Origin of the sequence: Sphingobacterium sp. UBA5670 (assembly GCF_002420705.1) — a bacterium.
Taxonomy (GTDB): Bacteria; Bacteroidota; Bacteroidia; order Sphingobacteriales; family Sphingobacteriaceae; genus Sphingobacterium.
In genome coordinates this window covers 148337-163082 of sequence record NZ_DIIM01000018.1, presented here as the reverse complement: position 1 = coordinate 163082, position 14746 = coordinate 148337, and the positions used below count along the sequence as shown (strand labels likewise).

General features: G+C 38.0%; 9 protein-coding genes. 2 read left to right on the top strand and 7 right to left on the bottom strand.

Going from position 1 to position 14746, the window contains the following annotated elements:
- Nucleotides 1-63 precede the first annotated feature (63 nt).
- From B3C94_RS15035 to B3C94_RS15020, 4 genes are read right to left on the bottom strand one after another with little or no spacing between them, the layout of a single operon-like run.
- Nucleotides 64-1665 (bottom strand): response regulator, encoded by a 1602-nt coding sequence (locus B3C94_RS15035; RefSeq protein ID WP_293905040.1) that lies wholly within the window; start codon nucleotides 1663-1665, stop codon nucleotides 64-66.
- Between the two features lie 22 nt (nucleotides 1666-1687).
- Nucleotides 1688-2248 carry a chemotaxis protein CheB gene (locus tag B3C94_RS15030; RefSeq protein WP_293905038.1) on the bottom strand — a complete coding sequence of 187 codons (561 nt, stop codon included), beginning with the start codon at nucleotides 2246-2248 and terminating at the stop codon, nucleotides 1688-1690.
- 6 nt (nucleotides 2249-2254) lie between these two features.
- Nucleotides 2255-3064, bottom strand: coding sequence for a CheR family methyltransferase (locus tag B3C94_RS15025; protein WP_293905036.1), 810 nt, complete (start codon nucleotides 3062-3064; stop codon nucleotides 2255-2257).
- Between the two features lie 17 nt (nucleotides 3065-3081).
- On the bottom strand, nucleotides 3082-6513 hold the full coding sequence (locus B3C94_RS15020; RefSeq protein ID WP_293905034.1) for a response regulator: 3432 nt from the start codon (nucleotides 6511-6513) through the stop codon (nucleotides 3082-3084).
- A gap of 949 nt (nucleotides 6514-7462) precedes the next feature.
- Between B3C94_RS15020 and B3C94_RS15015 the strand changes: the two genes are divergently transcribed.
- Both B3C94_RS15015 and B3C94_RS15010 read left to right on the top strand, forming a co-directional pair.
- Nucleotides 7463-7981: a KdsC family phosphatase gene (locus B3C94_RS15015; RefSeq protein WP_293905032.1), complete on the top strand. Its 519-nt coding sequence runs from the start codon at nucleotides 7463-7465 to the stop codon at nucleotides 7979-7981.
- Between the two features lie 2 nt (nucleotides 7982-7983).
- A complete protein-coding gene (locus tag B3C94_RS15010) occupies nucleotides 7984-8562 on the top strand; it encodes a Maf family protein (RefSeq protein WP_293905030.1) in 579 nt (192 codons plus the stop codon).
- A gap of 51 nt (nucleotides 8563-8613) precedes the next feature.
- On the opposite strand, the gene B3C94_RS15005 is transcribed toward B3C94_RS15010, so the two are convergent.
- The 3 genes from B3C94_RS15005 to B3C94_RS14995 form a co-directional block, all read right to left on the bottom strand.
- The gene (locus tag B3C94_RS15005) at nucleotides 8614-11196 is read right to left on the bottom strand and encodes a TonB-dependent receptor domain-containing protein (RefSeq protein WP_293905028.1); all 2583 of its coding nucleotides are present in this window, start codon (nucleotides 11194-11196) and stop codon (nucleotides 8614-8616) included.
- Between the two features lie 278 nt (nucleotides 11197-11474).
- Nucleotides 11475-11894, bottom strand: a complete 420-nt coding sequence (locus tag B3C94_RS15000; RefSeq protein WP_293905026.1) for an HYC_CC_PP family protein — start codon at nucleotides 11892-11894, stop codon at nucleotides 11475-11477.
- A 375-nt stretch (nucleotides 11895-12269) separates the two neighbouring features.
- On the bottom strand, nucleotides 12270-14735 hold the full coding sequence (locus B3C94_RS14995; protein WP_293905024.1) for a phosphocholine-specific phospholipase C: 2466 nt from the start codon (nucleotides 14733-14735) through the stop codon (nucleotides 12270-12272).
- Nucleotides 14736-14746 lie beyond the last annotated feature (11 nt).

Genomic DNA, 14746 nt, shown 5'->3' with positions numbered 1-14746 from the left:
AACCACATCAATATGTTTTGTTAATGGTTTAAAATTAATGATTTCATTGATAAATTGAAACTATCATTTCAATTTTGACAATAAAGTATCAATTGTTTTATATAATTTGATAGGATCGAATGGCTTTCCAACAACTTCATTGGCCCCAGCATCCAGTGCTTCCTGTTGTTCAGCTTGCAGTACAGAAGCTGAAATGGAGATAATAGGCATATTAGCAATAATAGGATTTGCGTTACGGCGTATTTCTTTGATTGCTTCAAAGCCACTCATGAGGGGCATATGAGCATCCATAAACACCAGATCAATTTTTTTCTTATTAATTTCTTCTAATGCAATGAGTCCATTGGTCGCCAAAGTGATATCACAGTTCCAACTTTTAAGGATATTTGCCAGCATAAAGCTGTTTAATTCATTATCTTCAGCGATAAGGATCATTGGGAAATTGAATTTTGGTAATTCCGTATAGAGTACCTGCGTTTCCTTTTCTACCGGCTTGTCTTTGATTTTGTCGAAAGTACACTCAAAGGAAAATATACTTCCCTTACCATATTCACTCGACGCAAAGACCCGACCGTTGAGTAATGCTGCAATTCGTTTCACGATTGCAAGACCCAATCCTGTACCGCCAAATTTTTTGGTGATACTGTCCTCTCCTTGTTCAAAAGCGATAAATATCTTTTCCAGTGCGTCTTCAACAATGCCTATTCCGGTATCTATAACTTGAAAACGTAAACAGATCGACTGGTTGTCTTCTGTGATAAGCTGAATTTTTAGGGTAACTGAGCCTTCTGCAGTAAACTTAAAACTATTGGAAATAAAGTTCGTCAATATCTGTTTCAGCCGTAATGGATCTGTTAAGAAATAGCTCGTGATCCGCTCGTCAACATCGATCGAAAAATCCAGACCTTTGTAGTTGGCTTTATCGATAAAGAGATTATTTAAATCATCAGTAATATCATGTACGGAGGTAGACTCCATATTAAGTTTCATCATTCCCGAATCAACTTTCGAAAGATCCAGTATATCGTTGATAATGGTCAGCAGGTTTTGTGAGGCTGAGTCCAGTTTATTGATCCAGTTTTCCTGCTCTACGCTGAGCTGGGAGTTTTTGAGCATCTGTGTTATCCCCATAATGCCGTTAATGGGGGTACGAATCTCATGGCTCATATTGGCCAGGAAGGTCTCCTTGGATTTTCTGGCAAGATCGGCTTCTTCCTTCGCCTTGAGAATAGCCTGCTTTGATTCTTCCAAAGCTATATTTTTCTCTTTAATTTCTTGTTGTATAAGTAATTGCTGAACAAAAGATTTGACCTTTGCGATGGTTGCTTCCGGATTAAGGGGTTTATATAAATAATCCACAGCGCCGCTATTAAGGCCCTGAATGAGGTACTTGTCTTCTTTTGAAATCGCTGTTACCATGATGGGGATAATGTGATTTGTCTTTGGATTCTTCTTTAGGAAGGAAACAAATTCAAAGCCATTGATTTCTGGCATTTGTACATCAACAAGTGCTAAATCAATATCCTCTTTCCAGCAGATTTTTAAAGCTTCGTTAGGATCTGTACTCGTTACTATATTTATATTTTCAATATCTTCCAGCAATGCCGTCAGACTGATAATATTTTCAATTTTATCATCGACAATCAATATATTTACCTTCTTCATTATAGCAAATCTAAATACAATTTTAAGTCAATTGCTTGATGTAATCTTTTATTTCCTGAATGCTCAAAATGCGTTCCTGTGCATTGAGTTGAACTGCTGCTTCGGGCATAATGGGAACTTCAGCAGTTGCAGGGTCTTGTACGAATGTTTTTCCTCCGTATCGTTTTATCATGAGTAATCCTTGTGCCCCATCCTGATTCGCCCCGGAAAATAAGATCGCTGTGCAATTCTCTTTATATATTTCGGCTACAGATTCAAAAGTCACATCAATAGAAGGTCTTGAATATTGCACAGGTTCCGAGATATCCAAAGAGAAGCTATAGTCTGGTTCAACCAAAAGATGATAGCCTGCAGGAGCAAAGTAAATCGTTCCATCTTCTATCGCTTCCTTATCGTCTGCGGTTTTTATTTTCTGAACAAGCGCTTTGGAAAGAGTATCTTCAATACTTGAAGCATATTTGGGATTTCTGTGTACAATGACAATCACAGGTATAAGGATCGGTCGCTCCAGTGACTTTAGGATATTTAGAATCACACTAAATCCACCTGCAGATCCCGCCAACAAAAGAATTTTTCTTGCCATCACGTACTACCCAATTTTTTGGTAAATATTTTGTTTTTTGTTTACGATCTTGAATTTAGCGGCGTCTCTATAATTAATCAGAGATTCTTTGGCCCCCAAACATAAGAAACCTAGATGGCAAAGTGAGTGATAGAATAAATCTAGCACTTTATTTTGCAATTCAGTGTCAAAATAGATCAGTACGTTACGGCAGGTAATCAGTTGAAATTCATTAAATACGCCATCAGAGACAAGGCTATGCATGGAAAAAAGCACATTTTTTTTAAGACTATTATTAATGGTGGCGGCATTGTACATCGCTGTATAATATTCCGACAATGAGTTTTTGGGTTCCGTTTTAATGAAATTTTCGGAGTATTCCTTTACCTTTGCGAGAGAATAAATGCCACGTTTTGCTTTTTCTAATACTTTGCCGTTAATATCGGTACCATAAATAAACGCACGTTGGTAGAGATTAGCTTCTTCTAATAAGATTGCCAAAGAATATACTTCTTCGCCGGTTGAACAGCCAGCACTCCAAAGTTTAATATGCGGATAAGTTGCCAAATAGGGAAACACATCTGTCTTTACAGCTTTATAGAATTCCGGATCCCTGAACATTTCAGTAACATTGACTGTGATTTCCTGCAGAAAATAAGTGCTGAATCCGGGCTGGTTGATTAGATTCGACTTTAACTCCTGTAGATTGAGCTTGTTGAGTTCCAATATTCTGGTCACACGTCTTTTTAGGGAAGCTCTTGTATAACCGGACACATCATAGCCATGAAGATTTTTGACTACATCAATAATTTCTTCCAACTCTTCAAAACTTATCATTGCTATTATTTTATCGGTTAACTCAACCATACGCGCATTAGGGATATTAATTTGTCCACATCAACCGGTTTACTAATATAATCGTTTGCTCCAACAGCTATTGTTTTTTCTCTATCACCTTTCATTGCCTTCGCTGTCACGGCAATAATAGGAAGATTTGCAAATTTTTTGTTTGCTCTTATTTTTTCGATGGCCTCATAACCATCCATAACGGGCATCATGATATCCATTAAAACAAGATCAATCTGGTCATTTCGATCAAGAATATCTAAGGCCTCCTGACCATTGTTGGCAATCTCGATGTTCATATCGTAGCTTTCAAATGCCGTGCTTAGCGCAAAAATATTCCGCATATCGTCATCTGCTAATAGCACCGTTTTGGAAGCTAAATTGTTTTCAGCAATTACAGACCCCCCCGTATTGTTGAACATATTGTATTCGCGCTTGTTACTACGAATTTTGTTCAAGAATAAATTAACTTCATCAATTAGACGGTTGTTTGATTTGGCGGACTTAAGAACCATCGCTTGACTGTGATGGAGAATTTCAGACGTCTGTTCAGGACTGAGCTCCATCGCTGTATTGATGATAATGGGTAAATCCTTAAATTGATTATTCGATTTGATTTCATTGAGAAGTTCAATGCCTGATTTGTCCGGAAGGTTCAGGTCCATAATGATGCAATCAAACAACTTTTCTTGATCCAAAAGATCAAGTGCCTGTTTTGCATTGAAAGCCTGAAATATCTGGGTATGCTGTTCTTCTAAAGATTGTTTGATAAAATCGCTTTGAATTTCTTGATCTTCCACCAACAGAATTTTTTTCAATGGATGACTCGTGGATGCTTTTATTTTTAAGAAAGTTTCAGCCAAAGACTCCTCTGAAACGGGTTTCGCCATAAAGCCGATGGCTCCGGCAGAAATAGGTTCATCATGTAAAAATGTTCCTGCAGACATCATGTGCACAGGAATTTCCTTGGTATTGTCCCCTTTTTTGAGGTTACGTAGCACTTCCCAACCATCCATTTTAGGTAACATAATATCTAATATAATTGCAGCAGGTAGTAGATTTTGTGCTTTTTGTAACCCATCTTGCCCATCATAGCTGATGTAAACATCGTAGCCATTTTGTTCAGCGTAGTCTTTTAGAATATCTGCAAAAATAAAATCGTCCTCAATAATCAGAAGTTTATTGTTTTTTTCATCGCTGTAGATCGAATTCGTCTTTTCTATTATCGGATTCTCCTTCGGGAATTGAATTGGAGAGGGGCTTTCTTCTTCGCTAAATGTCACTTTCTGGGGTGAAATCTGAAGTTCCTGTTCTAGCGGTATACTAAAGGTAAAGACGCTTCCTTCGCCAACCTTACTGGATAGGGTTATTTTTCCTTTTAATAAGCTGGCAATTTCACGGCATATCGATAAGCCTAATCCAGTGCCACCATATTTACGGCTAGTTGATCCATCTTCCTGTTTAAAAGCATCAAAGATAAGCTCTTGTTTTTCAGGAGCGATTCCGATGCCGTTATCTTTAACCGTAAAAAGAAGATTTTCTGCTTCAGCTTTTATTTTCAATGAAACTTCACCATGTTCGGCGGTGAATTTAAAAGCATTCGATAGTAAATTTTTGAGGACTTGCTGTAAGCGATGTTCGTCACCAATAAATTCCTGCGGTGTATTGGCATTGACATCGAGTAGGAAGTGGATACTTTTCGAAGCTGCGGTATCACTGAAAAAATCTTTAATATAATTGACAAGGTAGTTCGTGTGGATACGTTCCTTCTGGACGTCAACCTTGCCGGATTCAATTTTCGCCAGATCCAACAATTCGTTAATTAAATGTAGGAGATCCGAGCCTGCGCTATGAATAACAGACGCATATTTTATTTGATCCTCGTTGAGGTTCTTCTTTTTGTTATCCTGAAGTAATTTGGCAAGAATAAGAATACTATTAAGAGGTGTCCGTAATTCATGACTCATATTTGCCATAAATTCGGATTTGTATTTGCTAGATAACTCTACTTCATCTATTTTTTGAGCAATGGCTTGACGGGCTTTTTCTAAATCTTCATTTTGTGCAAAGAGCAATTTCGCTTTCTCATCGAGCTCATTATTTGTTTGGATAAGTTCTTCCTGTTGTACACGAAGTTCTTCTTCGGAAGCTTCCAACAAATGTGTTTTATGAATCAACTCCTCATTTGTCGTTCTCAATTCTTCCTGTTGAGCTTCTAATTCTTCGGTCTGCTGTTGGAGTTCCTCATAAAGGTCTGCAAGTTTTCCGTGAGTTTGGGCAACCTTGATGATAACTGCGATGTTATCTTTTGCCTTATCTAAGAAGTTAAATCGTAATTGCTCGTCCTTTTCGTTGATAATAGGGCAACAGATTTCCATGATACCGACACAATGATTTTCATAAGAGAAGGGTACTATATAAATCTCAGTTTCTAACCGGTTTGACAATGAGGTTTCTAAAATAAGGTGCTCCTGGTCGATATCTTTGATTTTAACAACTTCATGATTGTTTGCAACTTCTCCTAAAATACCATCGTTTTCCTTAAATGTTCGTTTGATATGTTGTGTCGAGGAAATGCCAACTTTATGACAGAGCTGGTATTCCTGATAGTTCTCATCGAAAATGTATACAGTCCCGCCTAAAGCTTTTGTGGAGGAAGCAATAGCATGTAGGCTTATCTCCGCAATTTTCTTGTCTGTATAATCACCGCGTAACTGCTCATCGATATGATTAATAGCATTCAAAATCCAGTTGTCATTATTGGTCTGGTCCTGCAATAGTTGGAGCCGATCATTAGATTCTTGCTGGCTTTTTACAGTAGATCTCAAAAATCTAGAGATAGATGAAATTTTAACGAGGATATAGAAGAAACCACTCAGTCCAATGGCAATGAACAGGTAGGTAATATATTGGGCTAGTTGCAGCTCATTTCTAGACTTTTCTAAGAGCCTTGCACGTTGATCCAATAAGTCTCTTGACATCAGATCAATCTCACCTAATATGGAAGCCTTTTGTTTGTGAATATGATGGGATTTGGATTGAATTTCTTGCGTATCTGAGATATCTTTGTCAAAATCATAAAATGCAGCAACATCTTTGCGAATACTTTCAATGCTGTTAGGCGGCACATGATAAAAATCATCCTTTAGACTTAAAGACCGTAGCAGTTCATCCGTTTTTCTTAATTCCAATTTATAGGGAATAAACAGCGAAGCGTCTTTCTTATTCAGGTAATCAAGTTTGGTGTCGTTTACTTCGTCTACACTTGATTTAATTTCATTAATAATATTGAATCTATTTTCGGCAATTCGAACAATAGCTCGCTCGTTATTTAAGTTATGATGCAGCGATATGAAAAAATATAGGGCTGAAAGAAAGATAAGCGAAAAAGAAATGATCACTCCTATGGTAATTTGCTTTCTATAATTTTTTCGATACATGTGAGAATGAGTTTATCGTTTACTTTTCTGTAGGTATTGTTTCTCGATGGTACCACGGGGAAAAGATATGTAAAATAACAAAAAAACTTGCTATTCCTAAAATAATCAAAAGTCAGCATAGAAACAAACCTATATAACAATCAGAAGCATCGCAAAACAACCTATTACCTCACCATAGCAATTTTTTGTTACGTACGCGTAGCTTATATTCTATTTTCTCTTTTAATTTTTAGTTACAGCAAATTAGGATCACGTAGTGATCAAATTCTGCTTTTACACAGTGCTTGTTCGGTGATTATTCAGTGCTTGCTCAGTGTAAACTGAATAACCAGTGACTAAATACTGTTTAAACATTGGTTAAAAACTGTTATTAGGTATAAGTTGGTATGAAGATGTATCAGTTCTAATGATAGTTTTGATTATTTATAATCAGATAATTATCAGTTACAATGATAGACTTGATGATTTATAATCAGATAATTAGGATAATTGTCAAGAAGTCAAATCTATAAAATAGAAGAAGAAAAAATACTTATAAAAACAAAACCCTGATGATGGGCACCAGGGTTCGTTACTAACCAATTATAAACCTAAATTATGAAAAGACTCTTTAAGGGCTTCTAAACTAAATTAGTTGCCGTGTTTTGCCGTGAAAACTAAAATGATTGTTTTTTAAATCTTATGCAAGCTCCAAGCAAATAAATTGTTTGATTGCTTGCTGTTAGTGTTTCATAGCTAGATAACCTTTAATTATCTTCTACAAAGATACGGTAAATATACTGTAGCATCCAAATATTTTTAAGAATAAGTTGCCAATACAACTATGTTGTGACATGCAAATGATATTTTGGCTAATCTGAATAATTTTCTGACGATCTAGTTCGGATAGATCTATATCGTAAGTCGGATAATTACCCGAAATGCCTTACTTTTACAAAAATATATTTTTATGGTATTGACCGAATTTAAATCAATAAAGGCATTTGTGCTGGATGTCGATGGAGTATTGACCGATGGTACCGTTCAGGTGAATGAAGAGGGGCATCAGTTACGTACATTTAATATAAAAGATGGATATGCCATGCAATTAGCGATAAAGAAAGGTTATCCTATTTTTATTATAACAGGTGGAGGATCGACTGGTGTAGAGCTGCGTATGAAAGGGTTGGGCATCAATGAAGTACATTCAAAGGTTGCCGATAAACTTTCGAAAATGAAAGAACTTGCGCGTAATTATAAGCTAGAGCTAAGCCAGTTAATGTACATAGGCGACGATATTCCTGATTTTAGTTGCATGAAATCTGTCGGCTTGGCTGTTTCTCCTGCGGATGCAGTGGAAGAAATCAAGAAAATTTCACATTATGTGTCTGGTTTTGGTGGGGGAAAGGGTGTTGTCCGTGAATTGATCGAAAAGGTCATGAAAGTACAGGATAATTGGTATGAGGATGAAACTGTAAAAAGTATATAAAGATGTTGGAAAATCTAAAAAATAGAACAATTATATTGGGGTCTCAATCCCCAAGAAGAAAACAGCTATTGGCAGGGCTTGGATTGACGTTCGAAGTCGAGGTAAGGGAAACTGCAGAGTATGTAGATCCAAATTTATCCGCTGCTGAGGTTGTGCGTCAAATTGCTATTTGTAAGGCAGAGGCATTTGAGGATAAGAGCGATAGTTTGGTTATCTGTGCTGACACGATTGTTGTATCAGATGAGGGCGAAATTTTGGGTAAACCCAAAGATGAAGGAGAAGCTAAGCTTACTTTAGCTCATCTGTCCGGGAAAAAGCATTCGGTTCTGACAGCAGTAGCGATTTCCTGGAAAGGTGAGATATCCACTTTTGTCGAAACGACAACAGTCTACTTTTACGAATTGGATTCAAAAGAAATTGAGCATTATGTCGCTACATTTTCTCCTTTAGATAAAGCAGGTTCGTATGGAATACAGGAATGGATCGGCTTGATCGCAATAGAAAGAATAGAGGGTGAATACAATAACGTGGTGGGATTGCCAACGGCAAAGCTTTATCAGGAATTGAAAAAATTAAAATAAAAAGGTGGCTTTTGCCACCTTTTTATTGCACTTGATTATTTTGCTTGGTTATTACTTGATGAAATAACGAATACCCGTATAGAACATGCGTCCTGTTAAAGGTCCCCAAAGCATCGATGTGTCGAAATAATTTCCAAAGGGTTGATCCGCTGCAAGGATGGGCACTTTCTGAAAATAATTCGATAAGTTTTCTCCGCCAACGTAGACTGTGAAGTTTTTATCTTTTCCAAATGTCTTGCTGATTTGAGCGTTCATCGTCGCATAAGCTTTCGATGTTGTCGGCATTTGATATTCGACAGGATTCTCTGCTGTTGAAGGAATACGTTTTTGTCCAACAACATTCAATGTATAATCCAGACTCCAGCCGGAATGATGATTGTAGGCCATATTAACAAAACCCCGGTGTTTGGCCAATAAAGGTTTGGTCTTTCTCCCGTTTTCAAAGTCTGTCTGTACATCAAGTAAACGATAAGCCAACCTTGTCTCAAAATGTGGTGCTGGCATAAAACGAAATTCTGTCTGTAGACTATTGGAGAAAGATTTTCCGGTCAAGTTATAGAAATTAATTTCTCTCGGATTTTCATAATCTACCACGACCTGATTGGAAAAGCTGTTATGGAAAAATTCAACAGATGCCGAAGCATCGCGTCCAAAGATCCGCATACTTTGGTCTACAGCAAGGCCGGTATTCCATGATACTTCTGGTTGTAGGCCATAAGCTTTATCATATATATCAGGTGATTGAATAATCAGTTTTCTACTGCTAGCCAACACGGCCGTATTTTCAGCAAATATATTTGCTGTGCGCTGCCCTCTTCCCGAACTTGCCCGGATTGTGGTCCCTGAAATAGGCGCATAACGTAGATGTATACGTGGTGTTGTAAACCAGCCGTACAACGAGTTGTAGTCTTGACGGAGACCAACGATGGCATCGAATTTTTCCGAAGGACTATAAGTATATTCTGCAAATGCCCCAGACACAATTTCTTTGCGTTTGAAATTTTGATCTTTTAAATACCATTCGTTGTAGTTGTCGTAATTTATCGAGGCTCCGACGCGATATTTATGAGCAACAGTACCTATAATATCTTGAAATAGGAGGTTAGCATAACCATTTTGTTGCTCCGAATCGTAGTTGTTGAGTCCAAAATAGCTTTTTTGATTGTAGTTTGATCCGGCGAGCTGAAGACCGATACTACGGTGCTTGTTTTCAGGAAATACATAGCCAATTTTAGCAAAACCTTCTACACGTTCAATATCAAAGCCTAGGCCATAACGGTTGGTCGTACCTTTATCGGTCTTTTTATTAAAATCAATCTGCCCACCTGTACGGTCGTCATTGAGATATTTTACGCCAAACTGTACCATAAGTCCTTTACCGTTTTCATAAAACCAGCGGTTGACTCCAGAGAATAGATTACCAACAGGCACATCTCTAAACCCGTTGTGGCTAAAATTCATGGATTTATTGTACATAAAATTATCATGCAGCAAAACCGCTGTCGACCAATGCTGACCAATTTTTTGGGAAAGGTTTAAGTTGACGTCAGTACGCCCCATGTTATTGGCATAGGCGTTAAAAAACAATCTTTCCGAATTTTGAGGTTTTTTCAATTCTACGTTGATCTGTCCGGCCATGTTTTCGAATCCGTTGGCTACAGAGCCAATTCCTTTTGCGATTTGAATTGATTCTATCCATGTTCCTGCAATAGAATTTAAGCCTAAAGGAGAAGCTAATCCGCGTGGTCCTGGTAAATTTTCAACAGTTAACTGCGTATAGATACCGCTAAGACCTAACATTTGAATTTGTTTACTTCCTGTTACTGCATCTGCACTGACGACATCAACAGAGGCATTTGTTTCAAAACTTTCACTCAAATCACAACATGCCGCTTTGAAAAGCTCTTTTCCGGTTAGCACTTCCAGTCGGGCAGGCGTCATCCGATCGATGTAATTTGAGCGTCGTGTTCCTTTAACCTCCACTTCCATCAAAATATTCCCTTTTGCTGTAATCATAATGACTTCATGAAGATCTTTGATGGTGATCGTATCGGATTTCATGCCGACATAACTCACGACCAGTTTGTTAAATCCTTCCTTATGGTCCAATTTAAAAACACCATTTTCATTTGTCCTTGTATTTTTAGTGGGAAGGTTGGCCCAATGTAAATTAGCTCCAATAATAGGTTTAAGATCTCCCTTTTCGTTTTCTTCAACAACAACGCCGGTAACTGTATGTGGATGATCATGGTTATCCGTTGTCAAAATTTTCTTTTCGGGGATCTTTCCATTTTCCAATCGCGGATACATACAACATTCATGGAGTTTAGCATAGGATTCTTCGCTCGCAACCAGGTTATCTACATCATGGCCTACAAGGGCAATACTTTTTTTGATGGACTCCAATTGAACTTTCTGCGGATTGTATTTGATCTGTAATTGGTTGTCGCCTGCATTCCAAACAGCCGTTTCTACTCCTGGCATTTTTGCAGCCGTTTCAATCCGTTTCTTACACATCGCACAGTTTCCGGCTACGGTAAGTGTTCGGGTACTATCGGTTTGTGCCTGTACAAATGCCAGAAAAAATAAGGATAAAATGGTGGTTGTATATATTTTTTTTAAAATTTGATTCATCGTTTAATTAGGAGTTTTCGCTTCAACTAGCATTTATTTTTACTTTCTAATGTCGCGTAACTACATTGATAGTTTACGGAGCTATTTTTCCAGTTTTATTAAATTTTGTGCAAAATGATATAAAGGTCTGCTGTTTTTGTTCCGGAACAAAGTGTAAAATGATCCTTGTTGGGAATAAAGTCTGCCATTAATGAATAGAACGACAGCTAGTTCTTTTAACTATGCAGGTCTTATATCAATTCAAAAAAATGAACTGTAATCAGAGAAAAGCGATGGTATTAAATTCTAAAATTTTGATTGAGAATGAAAACAGGAGGGTTCTGTCTATTGTTGCTCGCAAAATTGGTATCCTTTAGTTTGAGAAAACCGTCTTCTTCGCCAGAGAAATGATAATAATTAAGTATCCAATGAAGCGTAATTATCGCAGGAGACAGATTATTAAAATCAAGATTTTGTGTCACTCGGCTGAAGTGATCGACCTTTTGTGCTTCGATCTTAACATCTTTGCAACTTCCTGTTTCATGGCAGTGTTTTTGTTGCTTTTTTGCAGACTTGGCACAGAGGGGACAGTCGGCATTATGACTTTCCGTTAATGATACACTTTTCGTTTCTCCCTGACAAAAATGAAGATGCAACGATGCACCACTTGCTGCGAGCAAATAGAAAAACAAGCCGATAAATAGTGCAATTTTCTTCATCGAAGCAAAAATAGAGAAAATATATAATTTTTTTTTGTAAAATTTTGGATAAATGTTATAACTTGTAGTAACAAATGAAAAACCAAAAATTACCAGAGTTATGTATCTATTATTTATCAATTCGGTCAGCTCATATTTATTAGCTATCTTTTTGATTGTTGGGGCAATTTTATTGTATAAGGGATTCTACCATATCGTTCGTCGTATACAGGAATAAAATAGTACGTTTTATCTCATTTGAGATACTTTGTAATAAGTTCGATGTGTATTGACTTTGCTTCGGATGGCCGGCATGGGCTCGTCCATAAACTTTATTATACTGGAAGGAGTTCAGAAAAATGGGAGCATTTTTTTTGATGCTCCCATTTTCTTTGTTTATCGACTTAATAAGGGATCGCTTTTTCCTGCATTTCCAAATTCTAGACGACCTGCATATTTTTCCTCGAAGTTTGGAGAACCAGTACAGGTGATGCGAATGTCATACCAGAAGTTTTGTTTAGCCAAATCAAAATGTATCCTAATGGATTGTCCACCTTTAAGTTGGATACTCTTTTTTTCTTGCCCATAGCTGACATCCTCAAAGTTAAGTTGTTGGGATCTTTTCCCCTCGTTTGTACAAGAAAAAGACAAACGGCCGGTAAATACCGAATCATTTTTATTTTTTTCATAAGTACAGCGGATCTTTAAATGCGGGTTATTTTTGTCGCCTTTAAATTCTCGATAAAATCCATTTGGACCATGAATTTCCAGGTTGTATATGCCGTTGTCGAAGGCGTCTAGCGACCAGCGGTCCGTTATGCTGTCTCCCGGTGAAACTGCATAATTTCTGGAGGTACCAACTTCTCCTTTATAAGAAGCAGCATGGTAGACCGTAAAAGGTGAGCCTGCCGAATGTTTGCCAAAGATTTTATTTGATGCCTCAAATGTGACCAAATAATCCCCTTTGGATTGGTACTCTCCATGCACATAGAGTTCATAAGGGAGGATACACGAATCACGGAGTCCTTTTTCCTGTTTGGGGAAATAAGGTGAACTACCGGGATTTTGCTCGATTTGTTTGATCTCCATTAGGCTGAGTGCTTTGAAGCCCATAGGAAGCCCTTTGAATTTTGCTTGGTGAATTTCTTGGATAAAAGGCTCCCGTTCTAACACAAGAGGTTTGTTAATGATTTCACCCTGATAAGGTCGAAATGCTGAAGTCAAGTCTCCGCATACCGTACGTCGCCAACTGCTGATGTTGGTTTCTTTGATATCTTTCTTGATTTTGTTGTTGATAAACTTTTCCAGGAATTGTAAACTGGAAGTATGGTCAAATACTTGTGAATTGACCCAGCCTCCTCTAGTCCATGGAGAAGCAATGATCATCGGTACACGATAGCCAAGACCTATATTGCTTTCCCTTCCGCTTTCAGGATAATATTGTTCATCGCGGCGTACAAATTCCAAATCAGGGTTTATACCCGCAGATACTTTTCCACTGTCTCTTTCATTCGGATTTGGAGCAGTAAAGGGGGCAAAATGGTCAAAATACCCATCATTTTCATCATATGTAAGAATAAAGATCGTTTTTTTCCAAACTTCTGGATTTTGTGTTAGGATGTCCATAATTTCGCTGACATACCATGCGCCAAACCATGGAGAATCAGGATGGTCAGAAAAGAGCTGTGGCGGTGCTAGCCATGACACTGTTGGTAGTTTACCTTCCTCAACATCTTTTCGGAATTGATACAGGACATCTCCTTTTGGGATCTGTAGCTCCCGCTGTTGTCCCCCTTCTTGATAGTGCATTGTCTCCAATTCCATATAATCAGGCTGAGCACTGTTGTTAACAAAAGCGCGGCGATGAATATCTTTTGTCCGCTCGTCGAGCTTCTCAAAGTTTTCGGCGGTATATAACTGTAGTTCTTCTTGGATATGCTTAAGATCTATATTTAATTTTTCAAGTGCGTCGACAGCTGTCGTTTCTTTCATTTTACGCTCGAGATCTTCTTTTTTTAATGTCAGGAGTTGACGATAGCGCGGATGATATTTGACCTGATATTGGGGAAAGTACTCCATTGGGTTGCAACCAAAATTAGCTAACCAGCTGTTTGCTTCACCACTATATCCGGCACTGCTTGAAGAAATTTCATTTTGATAGATCTTCCAGTCTACACCTAATTCGGAAAGGCGTTCGGGAAAGGTTGTCCACGTTGCCTTGCCACTAAACTCGGAATCACCATTCCAAACCAAGGCCTTTCCTGTAAGATTTTCGCGAATATTGGCCGTCCAAAAATAGAGTCTATTTGGATTCGTACCGGTGATACTCGAACAGAAGTGCTGATCGCAAATTGTGAAAGAGTCTGCTAGAGAATAGTAGAAAGGAATATCTTCACGGGTATAATGTCCCATAGTCAAGGGTAAATTGGCAAATTCTTTAAATCCAGAATGTTTTACATCTAGCCATTTATCCATTTTACCATTATTCCTTGCGTCGGTTTGGTCAGTCCAGTTGTGGGGCAGGCAACCCATCCAGGTAACTTTTGAATCTTTGATATCCAATCGGAAGGGAGCAAATGTTTCGCCGGATTTTTGCGTCTGAAACCAAACTTTATTTCGGTTGGGTTGCCGGATAGCTCGAGGATCATTAAAACCTCTTACACCACGCAGTGTCCCAAAGGCATGGTCAAATGAACGGTTTTCCTGCATTAATAAAACGATATGCTCGGCATCGTAAAACGTGCTACCCAATGCTGGATTAATAGCCATCGCCTTCGCAATAGCGGATGGAACAACATGGGCGATAGAAGCTCCCCCAGCAAGCATAGCCGCTTTTTTTAAAAAATCTCTTCGAGTATCCATGGTTATATCAG

What these genes read in the sequence shown, in the direction of transcription:
- B3C94_RS15005 (WP_293905028.1), bottom strand. Translation starts at nt 11,196, where the DNA reads ATGAATCAAATTTTAAAAAAAATATATACAACCACCATTTTATCCTTA.
- B3C94_RS15020 (WP_293905034.1), bottom strand. Translation starts at nt 6,513, where the DNA reads ATGTATCGAAAAAATTATAGAAAGCAAATTACCATAGGAGTGATCATT.
- B3C94_RS15000 (WP_293905026.1), bottom strand. Translation starts at nt 11,894, where the DNA reads ATGAAGAAAATTGCACTATTTATCGGCTTGTTTTTCTATTTGCTCGCA.
- B3C94_RS15010 (WP_293905030.1), top strand. Translation starts at nt 7,984, where the DNA reads ATGTTGGAAAATCTAAAAAATAGAACAATTATATTGGGGTCTCAATCC.
- B3C94_RS15015 (WP_293905032.1), top strand. Translation starts at nt 7,463, where the DNA reads ATGGTATTGACCGAATTTAAATCAATAAAGGCATTTGTGCTGGATGTC.
- B3C94_RS15030 (WP_293905038.1), bottom strand. Translation starts at nt 2,248, where the DNA reads ATGGCAAGAAAAATTCTTTTGTTGGCGGGATCTGCAGGTGGATTTAGT.
- B3C94_RS15025 (WP_293905036.1), bottom strand. Translation starts at nt 3,064, where the DNA reads ATGATAAGTTTTGAAGAGTTGGAAGAAATTATTGATGTAGTCAAAAAT.
- B3C94_RS14995 (WP_293905024.1), bottom strand. Translation starts at nt 14,735, where the DNA reads ATGGATACTCGAAGAGATTTTTTAAAAAAAGCGGCTATGCTTGCTGGG.
- B3C94_RS15035 (WP_293905040.1), bottom strand. Translation starts at nt 1,665, where the DNA reads ATGAAGAAGGTAAATATATTGATTGTCGATGATAAAATTGAAAATATT.